Below are 23829 nucleotides of genomic sequence, written 5' to 3'. Positions count from 1 at the left end.
CGTACTGACGCTCATGCTGTCTTCTTTCCCCAGATCAATTCCGTCACCGAGCTGCCCACCTGCTGGGCCTTGCCCTCGAACTTGGTCACCGGCCGCTCGTGCGTCATGGGCGACTCCCAATCGAGAACGGTCAGACCGGGCTCGGCGTTCCCGGCCTCGGCAATCCACTCAGCGTATTCGGCGTGATCGGTGGCCACGTGCAGAACGCCGCCCGGCTTCAGGCGATCCGCGATCATCGCGAACGTGGGGCCCTGCAGGAGACGACGCTTGTGGTGGCGCACCTTGGGCCACGGGTCGGGGAAGAAGACGCGGACGCCGGTCAAGGACTCCGAGGTCAGCATGTTCTCGAGGACGTCCATCGCGTCGCCGCGGAACAACCTGACGTTCTCGATGTTCTCGCGCTCGATCTGCTGCAGAGTCTGCGCGAGCCCGGGTCGGTAGACCTCGACGGCCATGAGGTTGACGTGCGGCTCGGCCATCGCCATTGCCGTGGTGGCCGTGCCCGTGCCCGACCCGATCTCGAGAATCGCCGGACCGCTGCGCCCGAACCAGGCGTCGATGTCGATCTGCTCGTCGGCGACATCGCGGCCGATGCGTGGCCACAGGTTGTCCCAGGTGCTCTGCTGAGCGTCGGTCAGCGCTCCGCGGCGGGAGCGGAAACTGGTCACTCTGGGGTACAGCCGCGAGCCCCGTTCCTGGGTCTGCACCGAGTTGTCTCCGGTGTCGGCAGAGGTGTCCTGTGGCTCGTTCACCGGTCCATTGTCGCGCATCGGCGGAGTGTGTGACAGGTGGGTCTCGAGTTGAAGTTGAGACTTGCTGTTCCATCGCTGATCAGCGGTAGGGCCACGTCCTATAACTACAACGGTGTAATTCTCGACGGCCCGTCCGGAACGGCCGTCGTGTGCCAGAATCGGTGCCGCAGCAGGGGGCTGCGGGCCACGTGGCCGATCGTGCTCGACGAGCCGATCGCACATCTCGATGTGGCCGTTCGGTGGGTCGTTTCCGGGGGGATCGATGATGGACGGTGCCGAGGCAGGTCTGGGTCGATTGCGTGTGCGCTCGGAAGAGGTGGACGCGGCCGGGGCCGGCGCAGGCCGGAAGGCTGTCGAGAATGCTGTCGAGCGGCGTCTGCGGCCGCTGAAGGTGCACGTTTCCGGCCGCGTCGGAGTCGGGAAGTCGGTGATTGTCTCGGTGCTCGCTGCCTCGCGACTGCATACCGACGGGTTCGAGGTCCGGTTGCACGAGAGCGGATGGGCCGATGTCCCGCGTGCCGCGGAGGTGCGGCAGAGCCGCACCGCATCCGATATCGACGTTCTCGTCCACGTGCTGGCCGGTGCCGTGTCCCCGGACGACATCACCTTCCTGTCCGCTCGACCCGGCGGACCGCCGGCACACACCGTGATCCTGCTGAACAAGGCCGACACTCTCGACGAACCCGCGGCGACAGCCGCAGCGGCATCCGAGCAACTGGGGCGAAAAGTGCTGCCGGTGATGGGATCTGTTGCAGCGGGCCTGGGCGGCGCGGACCGAGGCTCCGCTGTGGACATGGCCGATGTGCGGGCCGTCGCGGCCGGTGCGCTGCGTACTGGGGATCTGATGACGGTCGATCGGTTTGGGAGTGCTGATATTCCGCTCTCGACGCCGCGCCGAGAGGCACTGCTGGACCGGGTGGAATTACGCGGTCTCGCCCTACTCGTCGATGCGCTCCGGCGGCGTAGCGAAGTGTCCGACGCGGATGTATTGCGTGAGCTGTGGGAGGCCACCGGGGTCGACGCCGTGACGACGGTCGTGTCCGATGCTGTCTCGGCTGCTGCGACGGCCCGCGACGACGACCTGCACGAACAACTGCTGCAGATATCCGCCCGTCACCGAGACGTTCGAGGTGCCGTCGAATCGTATCTGGCTTCGGACGAGGCGGTGGCTGCCGATATGCGCTGTGCTGCAGCGCGATTGGGGGTACCGATCGAGACGGGCTCGGAGCGGGCCCTGCTGGAGCAGGCATTGGTGTGGAAGCGGTGTGCCGCCACCTCGGAGGACGACGCCGTCCGGCGCTCCGCCCTGGCCCTGTGCCGCGGTTATGTGCGGATGCTCCGACCGTGACCGATCCGAACCGGTTCCCGCTGCCGGACGATCTGAAAGGCGTTCTGCGTCGACGGAACTCGGAATCCCTTGTACGCATCGATCGTGCACGCAGCAGCCGACCTGCAGGCATTCACGTCACCGGCACCGCAGCATCCGGAAAGACCGAGATGTGCCATCTGCTCACCCGGCGCGACGGCGCGGAGATCGGGTTCGCCGACTCGATCGAGGAGGCCGCGGTGGTCGTGATCGTCGTCGACGCGTCGGCTCCGGTCGGCCGTGCCGACGTCGAGCGCTGGCGTCCTGCCTTCGAGTCGACACCGGTTGTGTTGGTGGTCAACAAGGTCGATGTGCATCGCCGGTGGCGCGAGGTGGTCGACGCCGATATCGAGATCGTCGCCGAGCGTGTGCCGCGTGCGGTGGAACACTCCGTTCATCCGGTCTCGGCACGGTTGGCACGAGCCGGTAGGGAGATTGGCGATGCTGCCGTGTTCGCGGAGTCGGGTTTCGGGGCGGTCGCCGACAGAATCGACGCATTGCTGATGCAGGCCGCGGCGGTAGGGGCACAGCGCAAATACGTTGCTGCAGTGCAGGAATCTGCCGCAGAGGCGAAGGCCGCCATCGTGGCCGAAGCTCGCGCAGTGACCGGAGGTGGTGACACCGCCCCTCTGCGTGCCAGGCGGGCGCGGTTGCTCGGTGCACGCGAACATCTCGGTGGTGACCGACGAGCATTGCTGCACAACCGTATTCAACGGCTTCGGGTCGACTGTGTTCACGCTGCGGCCGAGGACGTTCGGATGCTCGGCGCGCAGGTACGGCAGACGATAGAGGGATCGCGGCGGGCCGAACTCGGCCATCTGCCCGGGCACCTCGCCGAATCCGTACAGGCAGTTCGAGCACGCGCCGACGCTGCATTGTCCACCGGTCTCCGCGTCGTGGAAGTCGAACTCGGGCTCGCCGACACGGTGCCCGAATCCGGTACTGCAGGCGGTGAGATCGACATCGGCGAACCGACCAGGCGCCGCGGGATCGAGGACGTCCTGATGGTTGCACTGGGGGCCTCGGCGGGGGTGGGACTGGGTCGGCTCGTCGTTTCGCCCCTGGCTCTGATTCCTACCTTGGCCGTCGCCAACACGATCGTCTCACTGGCCATCGGTGCCGCGATCGCGTGGTGGTTGACCCGCTCACGCGCACTCGTCGCCGACCGTGCGCACCTTCGCGGCTGGACCCAGGAAAGTCTGGCTCGCGTGAAATCGGACGTGGAACAGCGGCTGCTCTCTCGCATTCTCGATGCCGAGTCCGCACTCGCGTCGGCGTTGACCTCGGCGGACCGGGAGGCGGCGGCACGTATCGATCTGTCGCTGGCCGAAATCGATGCCGAGCTTCGCACGCTCGCCGATCACAGATCGGCGCTGCTCTCGGCCTGCGATCGGGATCTGGCTGCACTCGAGCGCGGGCTGGAGCGATTTCGCGGGTCCGGGCGCGACTCGGTCGTGCCGTCGAAGCCCGTCGAATTCTCTCCCGGCGATCCGGAACCGATCGGCGCGCCGATGCGTCGAAGCGGGTAGGTGCACGTCCGAACAGGTTCGCAGGCGGCGAACAGGGACCCGACAGTGAGGAGCGTCGATGATCGCGGTGGATGGCTTCGCAGGGGGCGGTTTCGAGACGAACGAGCCGGCCGAGGACGCGTCGGGCGATGGTGGCGGTTATGTCTCGACGGACTGGTTCGATCTCGACGGCGACGGTCGTCACGAGACTTCCGTTCGGACGACGGAGGCCGGAACGACGGTGGGAACGGATGTCGATGGAGACGGTGTGACAGACAAGTTCACCGCCTTCGACCGTGACGGGCACTACGAATCCTGGGAGATTTTTCGGGAAGCGAACGGTTTCGGGCAGGGCAGATCGTCCGAATCCGGCCGACTGTAGGCCATTCGGTCTGATTTGCATCGGCGCTGGTGGATGGCTTCTTGCGTCGGTCTTTCCCTATCTGAATCGGTCTTGTGACCAATCGGACAACACCCTGTTTCTGGAATCACGTCGCTCGGCGTTAACCTGATGAACAGGACATCCGGCGCTCGGTCCTCGGCTTGCTGTATCCAGTAACATGGTGTACTGCAGCTCGAACGGCCGAGCAGCGCCCCGCCGAGAGGGGAAAACCGAGATCTACTCGTGCGTGCTTGCCCACAGCGATCGTGCGAATTCTTCCCGGTTCCGGCTAACCCCAGGAGAGTTAGATGACCTCAGCGACCATTCCCGGTTTGAGCGGCACCGACAGCGTGCCGACTCGACACAAAGAACTGCTTGCCTGGGTTGCTCAGGTAGCCGAACTGACCGAACCGGACTCCGTGGTGTTCGCTGACGGATCCGACGCCGAATGGGAGCGCCTGACCGACAAGCTGGTCGAGGCAGGAACCTTCACCCGTCTCAACGACGAGAAGAAGCCGAACTCGTTCCTCGGCAATTCCGATCCGTCGGACGTGGCCCGCGTCGAGTCGCGCACGTACATCTGTTCCAAGGAAGAGATCGACGCCGGTCCCACCAACAACTGGATGGACCCGTCGGAGATGCGGTCGTTGATGACCGAGCTGTACCGCGGTTGCATGCGCGGACGGACCATGTACGTCGTTCCGTTCTGCATGGGACCGTTGGACGCTGCCGATCCCAAGTTGGGCGTCGAGCTCACCGATTCGGAGTACGTCGTCATCTCCATGCGTGTGATGACCCGCATGGGTCAGGCCGCTCTGGACAAGATCGGCGACGACGGGTTCTACGTGAAGGCGCTGCACTCGCTCGGTGCTCCGCTGGCCGAGGGCCAGGCCGATGTGCCGTGGCCGTGCAACGACACCAAATACATCACGCACTTCCCCGAGGATCGCGAGATCTGGAGCTACGGTTCCGGTTACGGCGGCAACGCGCTGCTGGGCAAGAAGTGCTACTCGCTGCGTATCGCGTCGGCCATGGCCCACGACGAGGGCTGGCTCGCCGAGCACATGCTGATCCTCAAGCTGATCTCCCCCGAGGACAAGGCGTACTACATCGCCGCGGCGTTCCCGTCCGCGTGCGGTAAGACCAACCTCGCGATGATTCAGCCGACCATTCCGGGCTGGCGTGCCGAGACCATCGGCGACGACATCGCGTGGATGCGCTTCGGTGAGGACGGTCGTCTCTACGCCGTCAACCCGGAGTTCGGTTTCTTCGGTGTCGCTCCGGGCACCAACTGGGACTCGAACCCGAACGCGATGAAGACCATCGATCAGGGCAACTCGGTGTTCACCAACGTCGGCCTGACCGACGACGGCGACGTGTGGTGGGAAGGCCTCGAAGGCAAGCCCGATCATCTGATCGACTGGAAGGGCAACGACTGGACGCCCGAGTCCGGAACCGATGCCGCACATCCGAACTCGCGGTACTGCGTGCCGATGGCTCAGTGCCCGTCGATGGCTCCCGAGTGGGACGACCCGCAGGGTGTGCCGATCTCGGCGATCCTGTTCGGTGGACGACGCAAGACCACCGTTCCGTTGGTGACCGAGGCTCGCGACTGGCAGCACGGAGTGTTCATGGGAGCCACCGTCGGCTCCGAGCAGACCGCTGCCGCCGAGGGCACCGTCGGTACCGTCCGACGCGACCCGATGGCCATGCTGCCGTTCCTCGGCTACAACGTGGGCGACTACTTCCAGCACTGGATCGACCTCGGCAAGAACGCCGACGAGTCGAAGCTGCCGAAGGTGTTCTACGTCAACTGGTTCCGTCGCGGCGACGACAAGCGCTTCCTGTGGCCCGGATTCGGTGAGAACTCGCGCGTGCTCAAGTGGATCGTCGAGCGCATCGAGCACAAGGCCGCGGGCGTCGAGACCCCGATCGGTGTCGTCCCCACGGCCGAGGCACTCGACATCGACGGCCTCGACACCACCGTCGACGACGTCGCCGAGGCACTCGCGGTGAACACCGACGAGTGGAAGGCCGAGATCCCGCTGATCCAGGAGTGGTTCGACTTCGTCGGCGAGAAACTGCCCACCGGAATTCAGGACGAATTCGACGCCCTCAAGCAACGCCTGGGCGCGTAGTATTCACGAGACAGAACGGGGCTCACCGAGGGGTGGGCCCCGTTCTGGCTTTCGAAGTATGCGAGATCAGGCGGTGAGAGCGGCCGCGCCGTGCAGGGTGCCGAGGCCGCCCAACGCAGCCGGCACCACCTGCAGGCCGTCGAGGAACTTCAGGCGCGCGTGCAAGGCGATCGACTCCCGGATCGGATCCCACAGCGGCGGGCCGGCCTGAGCGAAGCCGCCGCCGATCACCACCATCCGGACGTCCACCAGTGCGACCGCCGAGGCGATGGCCTGACCGAGCGCCACTCCGGCACGTTGCAATGCGGTGACGGCGAGCGGTTCGCCCGCGGCGGCATCCGTAGCCAGTTCGACACCGGTGTTCCCCGGCCAGCCCTGCTCCCGAGCCCACCGCACCGCCGAGGGGCCGCTGGAGACGGTCTCGACGCACCCGATTCCGCCGCACGCGCAGGGCGTCGTCGAACCGGGGACGACGATGTGGCCGATGTGCCCGGCATTGCCACTGGCCCCGGCAACGATTTTCCCGCCCAGCACCAGGCCCCCGCCGATGCCGGTGGACACCACGAGGCTGAGCACGTCCGGTATCCCGACAGCGGCACCGAATCGATGCTCACCCAATGCCGCTGCGCTGCCGTCCATGGCCAGAAGTACCTCGGCGTCGGGCAGTGCGGCGGAAATGTGTTCGCGCAGGCCGAATCCGTTCTTCCACTCGTCGACATTGATCGGCGCGACCGACCCGGTGACGAGGTCGACCGGACCGGAACACGCGACCCCGACCCGCGTCACGTCGACGCTTCCGACGACCCCGTGCAGCAGTTCGGCACAGGCCTCCCACACGCCGGTGGCCGGTGTCGGAACTGTCTCCGGGTGCTGCGGACGTCCGTCGTCGCCGACGAGTGCCGCTGTCATCTTGGTGCCGCCGATGTCGAGCGCGAGTGCCGTCATCGATCCAGGTTATGCGGGAGTGGAGCCTGCGGAATGACCCATTGGGTATGCGTTCGGTTTCAGGACCAGGACGAGGTTGCTGCCGAGGAACTCACGGAGTATCGGTATACGCATCATCCACCATGCCCAGCGCGGGTGATAGCGCGGAAACGCGGCCAGTAGCGTTGCGTTGGGAGTGCTTCGCGCCCAACGTAATCCGTCTGCCGCGCTGATGTCGAACAGGGATTCGCCGAATCGGTTCTTGGGTTCGTGCCCGGTGGTGCGGGCGTAGCGTCGGGCCGCGTATTCGCCGCCGAGATAGTGCCACGGCCGGGTCTCGTGGCCGCCGAACGGGCCGAACCAGATGGTGTACGAGAGCACCGTGAGGCCGCCGGGTTTGGTGACGCGCAACATTTCCTCGGCCATGGTCCACGGCTCGCGGACGTGTTCGGCGACGTTCGACGAGAAGCAGATGTCGACGCTGTCGTCGAGGAAGGGCAACGCCATGCCGGAGCCGCGAACCGAACCGGGGATCTGCAGTCCGGCGGCGTGCATTTCCGAGGCGTCGGGTTCGACGGGCAGATAGCGCGCGCAACTCGCGCCGAAGACCTCGGCGAAGTATCCCGGTCCGCCGCCGACGTCGAGCACGGTCGCTGCCGACATGTCGGTGCCGGTCAGGCCGCGGTACAGGTCTCCGATCAGTTCGACCGAATCACGGGCCAGGGCACCGTAGAAGATGTCCGGAGAACTCTGCTCGTGCCCGAAGTCCTTCAGGAGTTTCACCGAGCGACGCAGTGTCGCGCGAGAGGCGAACAGTCGTGTCACGGCGGAAGTCACGAAAACGAACCCTAGCGGTTAGTGTGGCAGCGGTATTCGACGACGGTCGAGAAGCGAGCACGGTGGATGGGGTGAAGCGAGCGGTGCGCGAGGTTCTGTTGCTGTGCTGGCGCGATACCGGGCATCCGCAGGGCGGTGGCAGCGAGCGCTACCTCGAGCAAGTAGGCGCGGGCCTGGCTCGACGCGGTGTCCGCGTCACGCTGCGGACGGCGTCCTATCCCGGTGCTCCGGCCGAGGAGATCGTCGACGGCATCCGGATCAGTCGCGGTGGTGGTCGCCTGTCGGTGTATCCCCGCGCTCTGGCCGCCATCGCCGCCGGTCGGCTCGGTTTCGGGCCGCTCAAAGGGATCTCCCCGGATGCCGTGATCGACACCCAGAACGGCATTCCGTTCTTCTCCCGCGCAGTACTCGGTGTGCCGGTGACGCTGCTGGTGCATCACTGTCACCGCGAGCAGTGGCCGGTGGCGGGCCCGATGATGGCAAAGCTCGGCTGGTGGCTCGAGTCGACGATCTCACCGAAGGTGCACCGCCGCAATCAGTACCTGACGGTGTCGTTGCCTTCTGCAGACGAGCTGATCGCTCTCGGTGTCGACCGGGAGCGCATCGCCGTGGTCCGCAACGGTGCCGACGACATCCCACTGTCTGTACCGGAAGGCGGCGAGGACACCCGCACGCCCCACCCGTCCTTGTCCGTGCTGTCGAGGCTGGTTCCACACAAGCAGATCGAGGACGCGATCGACGTCGTGGCTGCACTGCGCGGCAGCATTCCCGACATCCATCTCGACGTCATCGGCGGCGGGTGGTGGGAACGGAATCTTCGCGAGTACGTCACGAGCCTGGGCGTCGATCGATACGTCACCTTCCACGGTCACGTCGACGAGGAGCGCAAGCATGCACTGCTCGGTCGGTCGTGGGTGCATGTGATGCCCTCCCGAAAGGAGGGCTGGGGCCTCGCCGTCGTCGAAGCTGCCCAGCACGGTGTTCCCACGGTGGGCTATCGCAGCTCCAAGGGGCTGACCGATTCGATCATCGACGGCGTCACCGGTGTTCTCGTGGGTGGTTCGACATCCGGAGCGGAGGACCGCGATGTGTCCGCGCTGACCGGTGCCGTCGCCGAACTGCTGCAGGATGCCGAGGCCCGCACTCGCCTCGGTGAGAAGGCACGAGTCCGCGCGGGTGAGTTCTCCTGGGGCCAGTGCGCCGACGGCGTGTTCTCGGTGCTCGACGGGACGACGCGCGGCACCTGGTCGTCAGGCCTGGTGGGGGCGGCCGACGCGCACACGCCTGCCGAATCGGCTCAGGAGTCCTACCGCTAGTCCGCCGAGCATCAGCAGTGCCCACGCCAGATGTGCGAGCACAACGGCTGTCGCCGAACGACTTTCGAGCATCGCCGGATCCGGCACCCGATAGAGGGTCAGTTCCTCGTCGGAGTACACGGCGTCGAGTCGGTCCAACGTCTGCTGTGCATTGCCGAGCTCGCCGGGAGTCGTGTTCTCCACCAGTACCCAGCCGACACCCAGGGCCGCGAGAGTGTCCGCGGAGTCGCCTGCGAGCAGAGCGTTCTGCACGTCCGTCGCCCGTTTCCCTTCCCCGCGGACCGTGCCGCCTGCGACGAGGAGCTCACCGGTCTGCAGTACGTCGAGCGGCAGCATACGGGGTGCGGGATCCAGAACGGGTGCTGAGCCGCTGTAGGGAAAGCGTCGGAACATTCCGGCGGGAAGGACGGCCACGTCGCCGTCCTGGTCGGCGAGTTCCGCCGACACCGCTTGCCACGACTGCGGGTACGTCACCGGCTTCAGTGCGTTGCCGACGCCCCAGCCGAGGTCGGGGAGCGCAACGAGCAACGCCAGCACGGCAATGCCCCCCGGCAGCCATGCATTGCCCAATCGGGTGCGTCGGGACGCCAACCAGCTGATACCGGCCGCAGCGGCGAGGGCGTACATCGGCATGGCCAGCGCGACCCACTTCTGCGAATCGCGGAGCAGACCGGCCCCGGGGACGGTGTCGCCCAGTACGCGAGCCGCCGCCAACCCCGGTCCGGTTGCTGCCAGCGCAGGAAGCACGATGGCAGCGAGTGCAACGACACCCAGGCCCACGATCACCGGATTGCGTCGACGGCGATACAGCGGCCGTATCCCGAGAGCGACGACGGTCAGCAACAGGACCGTCCCCATGACAGCGAAAAGTCCTGTCCGAGAACCGGGTACGGCGTCTGAGTTCCAGATGCCGCCGAGACCGGCCAGACTACCCACCGTGCCCAGACCCGGTTCGGCGCGTGCTGCGAACGCGGCCCAACCCGCCGGATCCGCCGGTTCGACGCCACCGCCCGACACCATCGTCGCCGCCAGCCACGGCACCGACGCGACGGCGGCGATCGCGAGGGTGGCGACCACGCGCAGGCCGCGTCGGGCACCCCCGGGGAGGGCGACGACCAGTAGCGCGACGGTTGCCGCCAGCAACGCACCGGTAGGGGTGAGCCCGGCCGCGGCCAGGCAGACGGCGAGGGCCCACCAGGAGCGACCGGACCTGACTGCGAGTGCGGCGACCACCGTCCACGGGAGGGCGGCGTAGCCGACGAGCAGACTCCAATGTCCCTGCAGCAGGCGTTCGGCGACATAGGGGTTCCACACGGCCACCGTCGACGCGACGAGCAGGGCAGGCAGTGGTGCGGTGGGCAGCATCTTCTGCGCCATCACCGCCGCGCCCCAGCCGGCCGTCCACAACGCCAGCAGCAGAACGGCCTTGACCACAAGGCCGCCGTCGAACACCGTGGTCAGGGCCGCGATCGCGGCATCCTGCGGCACTGCCCGCGCGGCCGCGTCGGCGATTCCCCAGGCGGAGTCGGTGAAGTAGGAACGGGGGGTGCTGACGGCGTCGCGAAGCAGGAGATATCCAGGGCCGAGCAGTGGTCCGAGAACGACGAGCGAGAGCAGCAGGCTGTAGAGCGGCGGCGTCCACCTCGACCTCGACCACGCCATGATCGGCACCCTATACCGTGGACGCATGTCGTTTCGCGCCTCGTCCGAGGCAGACCACCCGGCGGGTGCGTCCGTCGCCGGGATGGGGATGGTGACGGCCGGCTCGATGTTCGCCAATGTCGTGGCGTATCTGCTACAGGTGCTCGCGAGTCGCATGCTCGGCGTCGAGGGTTACGGCGAGTTCGCGAGTCTTCTTGCGGTGCAATTGGTTCTGGCGGTCCCGGCGTTGGCGTTGCAGTCCGTCGTCGCGCGCGAGGTGGTGCGCGGCCGCAGTTCGCGCGAGCTGCGTGGCGTCGGCTACCGCTGTGCGGCGGTCGTGGGTGTGCTGGCTCTCGCTGTGTCCCCGGCTTTGTCGGCGGCCATGGACGTCTCGGCAGCGGCGACGGTGTCGGCCGTGATCGCTGCGCCGGTGCTGGTGTTGTTGGCCGCGGAGCAGGGGCTGCTGCAAGGACGCGGCCGGTTCGGCGCACTGAGCGTGGTGTTGGCGGCGGCCGGTTTCGGCAAGGTGGCGCCGGCGGTGGTCGTGTTGCTGCTCGGCGGCGGCCCGGGTTCGGTGCTGCTGGCCACGGCGGCCGGTATCGGCGTGGTGGCCGTCGGCGCGCGGTCGGCCGCCGGAGCGCCGGTGAACGCGGTGTCGGAAACCAGGGTGACCGTTCTGACGGTGCTGCAGGCCTCGCAGGTGCAGTTGGTGCTGATCGCGATGTCCGCATTGGATCTGGTGCTGGCTCGGTCGTTGCTCAGCAGTACCGAAGCCGGGCTGTATGCGGTCGGTGCCGTCGCGTCCAAAGCGGCGTTCTGGCTGCCGCAGGCGGTCGGAGTGGTGTTGTATCCGCGCATGGCGAACCCGCTGCACTCGGCTGCCGCAGTGCGATCGGCGCTGACCGTCGTCGCCGGACTCGGCACGGTACTGGTACTCGGGGGCGCGCTGGCGTCGCCGCTACTTCCTTTGGTTGTCGGTGACACGTATTCCGGTGTGCAGCAATACGTGTGGCTCTTCGTGCTGCAGGGGGCGTGTCTGGCGGTACTGCAGAGCGCACTGCTGTGGGCAATCGCGGGGGAGCGCACCCACCTGGCCCTCGTCGCCTGGTTCGCCCTCGCGGTCGAGGTGCTGCTGTTGCTGTTCGTGGCCTCCACGCTGGCCCAGTTCGTCACCGTCGCAGCCGTTACCGCCGCAGTCACGATGGTCGTCGTGTGCGCAGTCGTTCTGCTCGGAGACAGGATCAGTCGCCGGCAGGTCTGATCTCGCCGATGATCTCGAAATCGACGGCACCGGCCAATGCCAAGTAGATCGGTTGCGAGACATGGCCGTCGGACAGAAACAGGTGCCCGCGGGCGCCGGTGAACGACACCGAATCGGATACGGATTCGATGATGCGAACATCTGCTGTGCCTGCCCTGTTCACCAGCGCGCCCAGCAGTTTGATGCCCTCGTAGCACGACTGTCCCAGTGCGCCGACGATCGGCGCATCGACCCCGAAGGAACGAGCGAAACGAGCCGAGAATCCCAAACTTGCTTCGGTGGCGAGGGTTTCGAAATAGCCGGACGCGACGTACAGCCCGTGGGTGTTCTCGCCGCCGGCCGCCAGCAACATGTTCTCGTCCATCAGTGGACTGAGGCGGATGCAGTGCGCGTCCAGCCCGGCACCGGCGAATTGCTGATGGAAATGGACTGCGTCGTCGCCGATGAGGAGGACCACGGTCGCGTCGGCACCCGACCGCTCGATCGCGGTGACGGTCCTTGCGAAGTCGCTCGTGCCGACCGGTGCGAACTCCGCGTGCACCACCGATGCGCCCAGCCCACGGAGCCGAGTTGCCGTGATGGAAGCGCTCTTTCGGGGCCAGACGTAGTCGTTTCCGACGATTGCCCAGCGGCGTCGTCCGAATTCGCGAACGAGGAACTCCAGCGCCGGGACCAGTTGGTTGGCAGGGGTCTCACCGGTGATGAACAGTCCCGGGTAGCGGTCGCCGCCCTCGTACATGGAGGTGTACACGTACGGAATCCGTCCGAGGGTCACCGGAATGACGGCTCGCCGTACTGCCGAGGTGTGCATCCCCGCCACCGCATCGAGGGCACCGGCATCGAGCAGCGTCGCGACCTCGTGGGCCACCGTCACCGGATCGCGGCCGCCGTCGATGGACATCAACTCGACGCGGCGGCCCAACACACCGGCCGAGGCGTTGAGTTCGTCCCTGGCCAGCTGGGCCGACAGCTCGCTGGACGGTCCGATGATGCCGAACGGTCCGGACATCGGAAAGATCAGGCCGACGCGAAACGTGTCGAACCGATCGCTGTTCATCGTGCCGTCCGTCCGCTCGGTGTCTCTTCGCGGTTCGCTTCACCATAGAATCGCTGAGAGAGACTGTAGCGCCGACGCAGGAACCGAGCAGGGGGGACGATCACGTGGATCACCAGGATGCTGCGTCGGCAGCGCGTTTGCTCACCGTGGTCGAGCGGGCCGTGTCGGATCGATTGCGCGCCACCCTCGTGCCGTGGGAATTGGACCTCGAAGAATGGCGAGTGCTGTCGCTGTTGTCCGACGGTGAGGGACACACGATGGCCGAGACAGCGGAGTTCGCATTGCTCTCGCCGCCGACCTTGACCAAGGCGGTCAACCGGCTGGTGTCCAACAATCTGGTGCACCGCCGTACCGGCACCGTCGATCGTCGGCAGGTGCTGATCCGCTTGACGGCCCGTGGGAAAGCAAAGCACGACGCGGCCGCCCCGATGATGAACGACGCCGCGGCGATGGTCTTCCCGTCGGAGTCGGATCGTGAGCTGTTGCAGTCTCTGCTCCGGGCCCTCGAGACCAACGCGAAGACGGCCTCGATCACCCACTGACCTTTCTCGGCGTCCGGTCTCGGACGCGGTCTCCGCCGTAACCTGCCAGGTCGGCCGCTTTCGTGATCTCTTTTTAACATGTTTCATATTGCAATAGTGTCCACGGAAAGTATTGTTCCGATGCAGCGCAGCCAGCGCTCTCGCCGCGAACCAAAGTGGACACCCGTTCATGAACATGAAGAAATACTTCGAGGGGCCAGCGACCAGCCTCGACGATCAGATCGAAAGCTACGCAACCTCCCGAGTGCCCGACGACCAACGCTGGCGGCGGCCGGCGATCCTGCTGGTCCTCACCGGCAACGTGACCGCGATGTTCTGGTTCGCCCTCGGCGGCCAGATCGGGTTTCTGGTGGGATGGCCGATGTTCCTGATCCCCGTGGCGTACATGGTGATCGGTGCGACGCTCGTCGGCAGCCTCATCATGCGTATCGCCAGCCAAGAGGGTCTGTCGCTGCCACTGCTCACCCGCGGGCTCGGGTTCGGAACCAAGGGTTCTGCCGTCGCCTCGCTCGTCTACGCGGTCAACTACGTGTTCTACTTCATCTTCGAGGGCAGCATCGTCTCACACGGGCTCAGTGAGCTCGCGGGGATCGATATCGACTCCGCCTGGGCCACAGTGGTATTCGCGCTGGTCGCACTCGTGGCGCTGTTCTTCTCCTGGCGCGGTATGCACTCGATGAACATTCTGCAGCGCTTCGGGATGCCGATCTTCCTGATCCTGTTCGCCGTCGGTATGTACATGCTCGCCAGCGGTTACGTACTCGTCGGGCCCGGCGAATGGGAAGCGACCGGAGGATTCACCGCCACCGCACTGTGGCAGGCCTTCAGCCTCGCGAACGGGCAGGTCGTGTTCCAAGCACTCATCGCCACCGACTACGGACGGTTCGTCAAGAAGAGCGTCAGCTATGTCGGAACGGCCGGACTGATGCTGGCAGAACTGCTGATGATCGTAGTCGTGATGATTCTCGGTGTGTTCCTCGGTTTCACGATGCTGCGTCATTTCACCGGAACCACTGCAACACCGGAACTCTCGGCCACCGACCCGGGACTGTACTTCGCCATCGTCATGGGTCTGCTCGGCGTGATCTTCGCGGTGGTCACCCAGGTCCGCATCAACGTCATGAACCTGTACTCCGGATCCCTGGCCCTGTCCAACGCGTGGGATGTGCTCTCGCCCAGGAAGGTCGGGCGTCAATGGTGGATGGTGGCGCTACTGGTGGTGGGCGTGCTGTGCTACCCCGTCAACATTCTGCAGTACACCGACAAGTTCCTGGCCGTCACCGGCATCATGACCAACACTTGGATCTTCATTCTGCTCGCGGACTACTTCGTGTGCAGAAGACTGCTCGGCCTGGCTCCCCGCGACAACATCGAGTTCCGCGAAGGGCGAGTGCGCAATTGGAACCCCTGCGGCATCATCGCCATGGCAGCGGGCGTCGCGGTGGGCGGACTCGGCGTGTTCGGCCTCTACCCGTCGTATTACGCGTCGTTCATCGCCATGCTTCTCGGTCCTCTTCTCTACGTTCCGCTCACGATGGCAACCCGCGGACAGTTCTACGAACCACCGAAATCGAACGACCCCCTCATCGCCGAAAGGATTGTGGCGTCATGACATTCACTGCAGCGGCCGTCCAATTCGAGCCCACGCTGTTCGCCAAGGAATCGAACGTCGCCGCTCTGACTGACCTCGTGGAGAAGGCGGCCTCGGACGGAGCGCGCCTGATCACGACACCCGAGATGGCAACTACCGGCTACTGCTTCCACGACACCGAGGAAGCGGCAACCGTCGTCGAACAGATCCCAGGCCCCACCACCGAGACGTTCGCCGAGATCGCGTCCCGTCGTAACTGCTACATCGTCGTGGGCATGCCCGAAGTCGATGCGACGAGCGGATTGTTCTACAACAGTGCAGTTCTCATCGGTCCCGAGGGAATCATCGGCACACACCGCAAGACGCATCCGTACATCGCCGAGCCCAAATGGGCGGCCCCGGGCGATCTCGGGCACCAGGTGTTCGAGACCCCGCTCGGTCGCATCGCACTGCTCATCTGCATGGATCTGCACTTCCTGGAGACGGCGCGAGTGGTTGCGCTTCAGGGTGCCGACGTGATCTGCCACATCAGCAACTGGCTCGCCGAACGCACTCCTGCCCCCTACTGGATCAGTCGGGCCTTCGAGAACAACTGCTACGTCATCGAGAGCAACCGCTGGGGTCTCGAACGAACCGTTCAGTTCAGCGGCGGCACCTGCATCATCGAACCCGACGGCAACGTGGCCGGTCGACTCGACGTCGGTGACGGTATTGTTCTCGGCGACATCGACATTCGTCGCACACGTGAGGCCGGGCCCGTGCGCAGGCCGAATCTGTACCGTGAACTGCAGACCAACACGTACGCGTGGAACCCGCTCGATTTCTTCACCCTCTACGGCCACTCGCCCTTACCGGCCGGGCGGACTTCGTCGGTGAGCGTCGTGCAATGCACTCCGGGGACGTCGATCGACGGCAATCTCGACGACATCGAGCAGTGGGCCGCCGGCCTCGCGGGCGCGAGCGATCTCATCGTGTTTCCCGAACTGTCCGTCACCGGGCCGGTCTCCGCGGATCGCCCGCCGCGCGAGGTAGGGGAGTCGATCGACGGGACGTCGCTCTCACGCGTCGTCGATATCGCTGCCCGGCATGGTGTTTCGATGGTCGTCGGTGTGGCCGAGCACGACATCGGTTCCGATCGGGTGTACAACTCCGCAGTGCTGGTTCAGCCGGACGGAACCTGCACGGCGTACCGCCAGATCCATCTGTCCGTCGAACACACCTCGCTGTTCGATGCGGGCGACCGCTGGATCGTCGTCGACCTTCCCGTCGGGAGAGTGGGAATGCTCGTCGGTCACGATGCACTGTTGCCGGAGGCCGGCCGAATTCTGGCGCTGCGTGGCTGTGATCTGATCGTTTGCCCGGCCGCACTCGCAGGCACCTTCGTCGGCTCCCACCCCGGAACCGACATCCCTCATGCAGCAGAGATTCCCACCGGAGCCGATCCCACGCACTGGCATCACATGCGCGTCCGGGCAGGCGAGAACAACGTGTACTTCGCGTTCGCCAACACGATCGACACCGACCGCGGAATTGCCGGACACAGCGGAGTATTCGGGCCGGATACCTTCGCCTTCCCCCGAACCGAAGCCCTCGTGGACGGCGACGCACCGGGCCACGCGACCTGCGTCGTGGACACCTCGAGCCTGGGTGGGGCGTACCCCACCAACGTCGTGCGCCGCAAAGACCTCGTGCTGATGCGCCAACCACACCAGTACGGAATCCTCTCGACGGCCTGAGTGGCCGAAAACGCCAGTGGCGTGGTCATGTCCCCGCTGGGGCACACAACCACGCCACTGGCTATCTGGTCGTTCCGCAGGCTCTACTCCTGCATAGGCACTTACTCCTTGGAGAGGTTCGTCCTCGGAATCTCTTCCGTGCGATCGGTCGTCCAGTCGCGGTTCGGTGCGGTGCCGCCACTGGGGGTCGGGCGAGGACCGGTGTCGGTGCGGGCCGGCTGACGGTGTCCACCGTTGCCGCCGCCGCGCAGCAGCAGAACGACTCCGGCGATCAGCGAGATGACACCGAGGATGCCGGCGACGATCGGAACGGTGCGGCCGAAGAGCGACAGCTTGTCCTGGCCGTCCTTCGCCTGCTGGATCTGGTACTCGACGGTGTTCTCGTCGAACGTGATCGGGGCCTTCAGCACGTCGACCTCGGGACGGCCTGCCTCACGGCCGTAGTACTGGTGGATCTGCTCTTCGCCCTTGACGACGACGCCGGTCTCGGGCTCGACCCACAGGGTGCGGGTGTTCTCGTACCAGCGGGTCATCGTCACCGGTGCGGTTCCACCTTCGACGCCCCAGGTGTCGGCGGGCAGCGTGACCTTGTTGGTCGGCAGGTTCACCACGGTCGACAGGTCGACCGGTCCGACGGTCTGCTGGTACTGGTACACCGGCGTGCCGTTGATTTCGGTTTCCTCGACGAAGTCGATGTCCTTCGAGGCGCGCGCGTTGACGTCGAAGTACGGGTAGCTCTTCTGCTCGGCGTTGAACGGGAACTTGTACTGCAGACCGGTGTGGGCCACTTCCTCGGCCGGCTTGTCGCCTGCCACCTGAATGGTGCCGATCGGGCTTTCGACGGGCATCGAGGTCTTGCGGTCGATGCTCACGCGGTCGACCGTGGCGGTCAGCAGGCCGGTGTCGGCCTGCTTGTCGGTGCGGCGCAACGTCTGTCCGGCCTGAAGAGTCATGATGTCGGCGTCGGAGGGATCCTCGACGGTGACGAATCGCTGTGAGGTCAGCGGAACGTTCTGATCGACCACGGCGCGACCGGCTGCCAGCGACCGCGCGTCGAGGACGCTTCCGGTGCCGGTGGAGACTGTGGTGACCTCGAGGTCGAGTGGAGTCTTCTCGAGCGCCGAGACGGTGTAGGTGGGGATGAGGATGGCGGCAACCACCAGAAATGCGCCCAAGCCGATGAGGAAAAGGGCCAATATCCGGCTCGGCCCTGAGCGCTCCGCCATGCTGAATCTCCTTAGTCGACCGCTTCACTGGAAGACACCGCAGGCGGGATCGTACGAATTCCCCGATGCGCTGCCCGATTTCTTACGACACGTCGCAGGTGACAGTAACAGTCGACAGTGGCACCGGTCTCGTCCATGCCGGTTCGACACGGCACACTTGAGCCACCATGAGCACTCGAGTCCACTCGGCGTCCGTCGTACCGTTGCGTGCCTTCGTGCCCGCTCTGGAGGGGATGCGGGCAGTTGCCGCGCTCGGCATCGTCGTCACCCACGTCGCATTCCAGACCGGGGCCGCCAATTCCCCGCTGATGGGCCGAGTCTGGGGCCGGTTCGATCTCACGGTGGCGATCTTCTTCGCGCTGTCGGGATTTCTGCTGTGGCGCCCGCATGCCGCGCAGGCCCGCGGACTCACGCAGGCGCAGCCCACTCGCCGCTACTTCTGGTCACGCGCAGTGCGCATCCTGCCCGCCTACTGGGTGGTCACGGTGCTCGTCCTGCTGTTTCTGCCGCACGCAGGCGGGGACTATCGGGTGTGGCTGGCCAACCTGTCGCTGACCCAGGTGTTCGTACCGTTGACACTGACCGAGGGCATGACGCAGATGTGGTCGTTGTCGGTCGAAGTGGCGTTCTATCTGTTGCTGCCGCTGTTCGCCTGGCTGATGATCCGGCTTCGGGGATCGTCGGCGAGGTACCGAGTGTGGGTTCTGCTCGCTGCGTCCGCGGTGACGCTCTCCTGGGCGTTCATTCCGATCGCGACACCGGAAGCCATCCATCACGACAACTGGTTGCCCGGCTACTTCCCGTGGTTCGCCGCCGGCATGGTGCTCGCCGAAGTATCGGTCGGTCCGCAGATGTGGGTGCATCGTTGGGCGCGTCGCACATGGGTGATGCCCGCGATCGCGGTGACGGCATTCGTTCTGTCGGCGACGCCGCTGGCGGGCCCACAAGGATTGGTGCGGCCCGAGCCGTGGCAGTTCGAGCTCAAGATCGTCTTCGGTGCCGTGCTGGCGTTCGCGATGCTCTCGCCGTTGGTGCTGGCCGATTCCGGCCGCAGGCATCGGGTGTTCGAGCATCCGGTGATGCTGACCCTCGGACGCTGGTCGTACGGGATCTTCATCTGGCACCTGGCCGTGCTCGCCGTTGTGTTTCCGGTGTTCGGCATCGTCCCCTTCTCGGGCGACATGTGGTTCGTGCTGACGGTGACCCTGGCACTGTCGATTCCGGTCGCTGCCGCGAGCTATGCGCTGGTGGAAGAGCCGGCCCGGCGCAGGTTCGCGCCGAAGAAGGCGGTCACGGCTTCCGCATCGCGCTGACGGCCAACGCGACGATGCCGATCAACGATGCCAGCTGCACCGCGTAGGACCCGCCCACATATCCGTCGGCCGACCGCCACGGCCCGAGTGAGAGCAGCGCTGCCCCCAGCAGAGCGAATCCACCTGCTGCGCTGACCAATACGCGAGACGTGAGCTCCGACCCGTAACGGCGGTTCAGCAGCGCCGAGCCGACACCGAGAACCAGCACCGAGATCGCTCCGACGACGCCTGCCAGCACGATCGCCGCGCCGAGCAGCGCCGCGAACGCCACCGGAGTGCTACGCCAGGGCCTGGGCGCGGGGCCTCGATCGACGACGCCGCGAGGCCGTCGCAGCGCCGCGATCAGCAACGGAATCAACAGCAGTAGTCCGCCGAAGATCCCGAGTCGATACCAGCGGTCGGTGGTGAAATCCAACGACACCGTGCCCGACGCCCCGGCCGGGACGATCCAGGCCTGCTGCCAGCCGTCGACGACCACCGGGGTCAGTTCGGTCCCTCCAGGTGTCGTTGCCCGCCAGCCACTGTTGTTGCTTTCGGGGATGACGAGCAGGCGATCCGAGGTGCTCGAGGTGAGGGTCACTTCGCGGTGATCGGGGCTCCATGCTGTGGTGCGCGCCGCCTGCGGTGCAGACGTGTCCGGCCACAACGCCGGAATGGGCATGGCGCGCAGTCGAAGCCCGTCGACGAAGAACGACGCTCCGGGTTCGACGACGATGTCCTGGCGTCCCTCGGGGAGCGACACGGGATTGACGAAATTTTCGTTCACCGGGATGTCCGCGTCGCAGACCGATGCGGGTAGAGCTGCGCCGGAACGGAATTGGTCTGCGGTGGCCGTCACCGAGGTGCGCACCGTCTGCCCCGCGATGGACACCAGGGGCCCGTCGAAGCAGTCGACCGTGATCTGCCGGTCACCGTCGTACGGCGGCCCGATCGGCTCGCCGGCGGACAGCGGTGTGACCTCGGCAAATCCGGGCGGTTGAGATTGGATGAAGCCCAACGAGTTTCGGTCGAGTACGCCGTCCCAGTCCACGATGGACAGCACGATCCTGTCGGTCACGTACGGTGCCAACGCGAGTGTCGTCGAACCGTCGGTATCCACATCGCGCACCATCGGACCGTTGCCCAGATTCACTGCCACCCGCGTGGGGTGGGCAGGTAGCGCGCCGAGGCTGGGGCTCAGCTCGAGTCCGTCCACCAGTGTCGGAGCGGGCAATTGGATGGTGAGAGTGGGGTCGGTGCCGGCTCGATCGGTGATCGACTTCTCCGGTGCCGTCCACGACGTACGCGGGTCGCCGTCGGTGGCGGCGAAGGCCGAACCGTCGAGGTCCGCGACGTCGGACGCCCCACTCGCCAACGGCCGGCCGGGCTGGGCCAGCAGGGCCTCGAGCTCGGGGGACTGCCGCGTGCGTACCGTCAGCTCGGGGATCACCGCGGTGCCCATCGGGACGCCGATCGTGCGCGAGAAGCGGCCCAGTTCCTCCGGCGACTTGGACAGTCCACTGCTGCAGCGGATTCGATCGTCGGTGTCCAGGCAACCGGAGCGGCCCGGAAATTCTTGGCCCAGCTCCCACGCGTCGACGCTCGCGCCCGCGGGAGTGGGTGGCAGTACCGCGCGATGCACGATGGAGACCGGCGTGGGGTTGTCTCGATCGGAGTAGTCGTCCACCGACACTTCGCTGATGCCGAACTGACTGCCCCGGGTGCCGTCGACCGTCGACTTCGCGGTGATGCGCAGCCACGGAGTTTCCCCACCGGGCAGCGACACCGTCATCGGGTCTCCCGGCTTGTCCACCCGGGCCGCCGTCGAGCCGTTCGGAGTGGTGACCTCGACCCACTTGACCGGGTCTCCGATCGTTCCCGGGCTGGTCCGCATGTGCAGCAGCCCGCCGCGCACCGGAGTATCGAAATCGAGTTGAAGCCATTGCCCCACAGCGCGTTCGATGCCGTTGCTGATCCAACCGGTGGCCAGGTCACCGTCCACTGCGGCCGCGACCCCGCTGCCGGGCACACTGCCCCCGATCTGAGTCGCGTCCGACGCCGAACTCGACGCGGTCAACGTCGCGCCTTCCCACTCCGCGTCCACGGTCTGCGCCCCGTACACCGGATAATCGGGCACCTCGTTGAGCGAACGGCGGGGCTCGTCGGCGGCCCGCAACGCGGAGTTGTGATTGTCCACCTGACCGAAGTCGGTCTCGCGATTCATCGGTGTGTCGGTCACCGTCACCGAATCGACGGGCAGGCCCGCAGCAGCTGCATCCGACGCCAACAGCGTCGGCCCGGCCGGAACGGGCAGGCGAACACCGTTGTTGCGCAACTCGTTCGATCGAAGAATCGACTCGGGCCCGCCCTGCACCACCGGCACCCGATCCACATCGACCGTGTACGGACCGGAGGCAGGTACGTCCGCTGCGGCATCGACCGCGTAGATCTCGACGGCCGGATACGGAGGCCGTAGATCGCCGTCCAGAACCACCCCGTCCACCTGACCAGGTGCCACGTCCTCGCCGAACTCTGCCACCTTCTCGAGCCCCGGCGAACCGTCGAGCATGCGGTGGACGGACGCCGGTCGGGTGGACCGCGAATCCTCCGGGTCCAGGTCGTTGCGCACGACGACGTAGCTGATGCCCTGTCCCACAAGGGTATCGGCTAAGCCGGTCGACGGCCTGCCGTCGGCGAAGAGTCGTTGCACCGAGTCGAGGGCGCGAATGGCACCGGGCGGCGTGAGCGGCACCGCATCTCGGACGGCCCAGGGCGTGGTCGCGAGAGCCTGCAACGGCTCGTCGCGCGTCAGGCCCCAAGTCTGCAGAGCGAACGGTGCGCCGGGCACGATCAGTGCACGCTGCGCGTCGGAGCCGTCGGGACTCGAGCCGGAGGCATGGTCGGTGAGCCAGTCGGCGGCGTCGTGCCAGTACTGCGGCACGGCCTCGTACGCACCGCGCGGCGCGAGCTTGCCCGTCCATGCCAGCGCCGTCGAGAGCGTCAGCGCCACCAGGACCAGCGCGGTCACCGCCATCATCGGGTGCTTTTCGGGATGCGCGACGGCCGCTCGCCACGTCGGCCGTGGAACCGAACCCGGCAGTGGAACCCGGGCCAGCAGATGAGCGAGGCCGAGTACCAACGGGATTCGGATGACCGGCTCGAGTTTGTGAATGTTGCGCAGAGGTGCGCCCGCGGAATCGAGGAACACTCGCACGGTTGCCGCGAACGGACCGTCGAGATCGCCGACGAACCCTGCGCCCAGGCCAACGAGGCCGACGAACAACATGATCGTCAACCGGCCGCGGGCCGGCATCGAGCGCATCGCCAGCCCCGCAATGCCAGCGGCCGCGATCAAGCCGGTCGCGATCACGGCAGCAGGCTGAGTCACCAGCACGGCGCCCGCCACCCGCTCGGGAGAGACGAACGGGGTCCAGCTGCCGGTACCGCGCAGCACCTCGGTCAGCGACGTCCACTGGGTCGTCGTACCGGATGATTCGATGTAGTCGAGAAACGGCGGAGAGACCTTGCCCAGCAACAGCAGTGGGACGATCCACCACAGTGTCGCCAGCACCAGAAAGCCGGTCCACCAGGCCGCGAACACCAGCCAGCGGCGGTTCGGCCGATGGCACAGCAGCCAGATGACGGCCACCAGAACGGCGGCGGCCGTCGCGACGGCATTGACCGCGCCCATCAACGCCACGGCCAGCGCCGATTGTGCCGCCGCACGCCGAACCGTGTTTCTTGCGGACCGAGTGTTCAGGTAACGAACGATGGGAACGAGCACCCACGGCGCGAGCATCATCGGCATCGTCTCCGAGGAGATAGACGCCAGAGTGGTGATCACCCTGGGGGACAGCACGAATGCTGTCGCTGCGATCAGACGGGAAGTGCGACTGCCGACACCGAGTGCCTCGGCGAGCCGGACGATTCCCCAGAAGCCGGCGACGAGTAGCAGCGCCCACCAGATGCGTTGGGTGATCCACGGTGGGATCGACAGCAGATCACCGCCGGCGAAGAACGCTCCGTGCGGGAAGAAGTAGCCGTAGGCCTGATTCTGCACCTGGCCCAGCGGTGCGGCGCTGTTCCATTGATGCGAGGCGCGTTCGAGAAATCCGAGAGGGTTCTGCGCCAGGTCGTACTTGGTATCGGCGACGGTGAAGCCCGGGACCTGCAGAAACGTGAGCAGGAATGCGAGAGCGGAGACTCCGAAGAGCCAAATCCGACCGAGCGGCTCGGCCGAGATCAACGATCCACGTGAGC

General features: G+C 66.1%; 17 protein-coding genes. 10 read left to right on the top strand and 7 right to left on the bottom strand.

Features of this window, described 5'->3' with window-relative positions; all coding sequences use genetic code 11:
- Positions 1–11 precede the first annotated feature (11 nt).
- Positions 12–788, bottom strand: a complete 777-nt coding sequence (gene trmB / locus ASH04_RS20645) for a tRNA (guanosine(46)-N7)-methyltransferase TrmB (protein WP_370878763.1) — start codon at positions 786–788, stop codon at positions 12–14.
- Between the two features lie 226 nt (positions 789–1014).
- Between trmB and ASH04_RS20640 the strand changes: the two genes are divergently transcribed.
- The 4 genes from ASH04_RS20640 (at position 1015) to ASH04_RS20625 (ending at position 6146) form a co-directional block, all read left to right on the top strand.
- On the top strand, positions 1015–2100 hold the full coding sequence (locus ASH04_RS20640; protein WP_156394621.1) for a hypothetical protein: 1086 nt from the start codon (positions 1015–1017) through the stop codon (positions 2098–2100).
- The gene (locus ASH04_RS20635; protein ID WP_057474407.1) at positions 2097–3647 is read left to right on the top strand and encodes a hypothetical protein; all 1551 of its coding nucleotides are present in this window, start codon (positions 2097–2099) and stop codon (positions 3645–3647) included. The genes ASH04_RS20640 and ASH04_RS20635 overlap by 4 nt, the downstream gene beginning before the upstream one ends.
- 58 nt (positions 3648–3705) lie before the next feature.
- A complete protein-coding gene (locus ASH04_RS20630) occupies positions 3706–4008 on the top strand; it encodes a DUF6802 family protein (protein ID WP_052067115.1) in 303 nt (100 codons plus the stop codon).
- Positions 4009–4316: 308 nt separating this feature from the next.
- The gene (locus ASH04_RS20625; RefSeq protein ID WP_032392102.1) at positions 4317–6146 is read left to right on the top strand and encodes a phosphoenolpyruvate carboxykinase (GTP); all 1830 of its coding nucleotides are present in this window, start codon (positions 4317–4319) and stop codon (positions 6144–6146) included.
- 66 nt (positions 6147–6212) lie between these two features.
- Here the strand turns inward: ASH04_RS20625 and ASH04_RS20620 are convergent, their stop codons facing one another.
- Both ASH04_RS20620 and ASH04_RS20615 read right to left on the bottom strand, forming a co-directional pair.
- A complete protein-coding gene (locus ASH04_RS20620) occupies positions 6213–7091 on the bottom strand; it encodes an ROK family protein (RefSeq protein WP_032383203.1) in 879 nt (292 codons plus the stop codon).
- A gap of 9 nt (positions 7092–7100) precedes the next feature.
- Positions 7101–7895 (bottom strand): class I SAM-dependent methyltransferase, encoded by a 795-nt coding sequence (locus ASH04_RS20615; RefSeq protein ID WP_057474406.1) that lies wholly within the window; start codon positions 7893–7895, stop codon positions 7101–7103.
- Positions 7896–7990: 95 nt separating this feature from the next.
- On the opposite strand from ASH04_RS20615, the gene ASH04_RS20610 reads away from it, so the two are divergent.
- Complete coding sequence (locus ASH04_RS20610; protein WP_032400525.1) at positions 7991–9223, top strand: glycosyltransferase family 4 protein; 1233 nt, start codon at positions 7991–7993, stop codon at positions 9221–9223.
- Here the strand turns inward: ASH04_RS20610 and ASH04_RS20605 are convergent.
- Positions 9158–10885 (bottom strand): hypothetical protein, encoded by a 1728-nt coding sequence (locus ASH04_RS20605; protein ID WP_156394620.1) that lies wholly within the window; start codon positions 10883–10885, stop codon positions 9158–9160. The two genes, ASH04_RS20610 and ASH04_RS20605, sit on opposite strands and share 66 nt — an antisense overlap.
- Positions 10886–10910: 25 nt before the next feature.
- On the opposite strand from ASH04_RS20605, the gene ASH04_RS20600 reads away from it, so the two are divergent.
- The gene (locus tag ASH04_RS20600; RefSeq protein ID WP_200937347.1) at positions 10911–12125 is read left to right on the top strand and encodes a polysaccharide biosynthesis protein; all 1215 of its coding nucleotides are present in this window, start codon (positions 10911–10913) and stop codon (positions 12123–12125) included.
- Here the strand turns inward: ASH04_RS20600 and ASH04_RS20595 are convergent.
- Positions 12106–13182, bottom strand: a complete 1077-nt coding sequence (locus tag ASH04_RS20595) for a substrate-binding domain-containing protein (protein ID WP_032374809.1) — start codon at positions 13180–13182, stop codon at positions 12106–12108. The two genes, ASH04_RS20600 and ASH04_RS20595, sit on opposite strands and share 20 nt — an antisense overlap.
- Before the next feature lie 104 nt (positions 13183–13286).
- Here ASH04_RS20595 and ASH04_RS20590 point away from each other — a divergent pair, with 104 nt between their 5' ends.
- From ASH04_RS20590 to ASH04_RS20580, 3 genes are all read left to right on the top strand, one after another.
- A complete protein-coding gene (locus ASH04_RS20590; RefSeq protein WP_032367431.1) occupies positions 13287–13724 on the top strand; it encodes a MarR family winged helix-turn-helix transcriptional regulator in 438 nt (145 codons plus the stop codon).
- A 169-nt stretch (positions 13725–13893) separates the two neighbouring features.
- A complete protein-coding gene (locus ASH04_RS20585) occupies positions 13894–15336 on the top strand; it encodes a purine-cytosine permease family protein (RefSeq protein ID WP_052073940.1) in 1443 nt (480 codons plus the stop codon).
- Positions 15333–17051, top strand: a complete 1719-nt coding sequence (locus ASH04_RS20580; protein WP_057474404.1) for a nitrilase-related carbon-nitrogen hydrolase — start codon at positions 15333–15335, stop codon at positions 17049–17051. The genes ASH04_RS20585 and ASH04_RS20580 overlap by 4 nt, the downstream gene beginning before the upstream one ends.
- 101 nt (positions 17052–17152) lie before the next feature.
- On the opposite strand, the gene ASH04_RS20575 is transcribed toward ASH04_RS20580, so the two are convergent.
- Positions 17153–18277 carry a DUF3068 domain-containing protein gene (locus tag ASH04_RS20575; RefSeq protein ID WP_027495378.1) on the bottom strand — a complete coding sequence of 375 codons (1125 nt, stop codon included), beginning with the start codon at positions 18275–18277 and terminating at the stop codon, positions 17153–17155.
- 167 nt (positions 18278–18444) lie between these two features.
- Between ASH04_RS20575 and ASH04_RS26285 the strand changes: the two genes are divergently transcribed.
- Positions 18445–19590: an acyltransferase family protein gene (locus ASH04_RS26285; protein ID WP_080733364.1), complete on the top strand. Its 1146-nt coding sequence runs from the start codon at positions 18445–18447 to the stop codon at positions 19588–19590.
- Here the strand turns inward: ASH04_RS26285 and ASH04_RS20565 are convergent.
- Positions 19568–23815, bottom strand: coding sequence for an alpha-(1->3)-arabinofuranosyltransferase (locus tag ASH04_RS20565; RefSeq protein ID WP_156394619.1), 4248 nt, complete (start codon positions 23813–23815; stop codon positions 19568–19570). The two genes, ASH04_RS26285 and ASH04_RS20565, sit on opposite strands and share 23 nt — an antisense overlap.
- Positions 23816–23829 lie beyond the last annotated feature (14 nt).

Source organism: Rhodococcus sp. Leaf233 (assembly GCF_001426165.1).
GTDB lineage: Bacteria > Actinomycetota > Actinomycetes > Mycobacteriales > Mycobacteriaceae > Rhodococcoides > Rhodococcoides fascians.
Note: the sequence above shows the minus strand (reverse complement) of the source record. Positions and strands in the feature narration are given on the sequence as shown.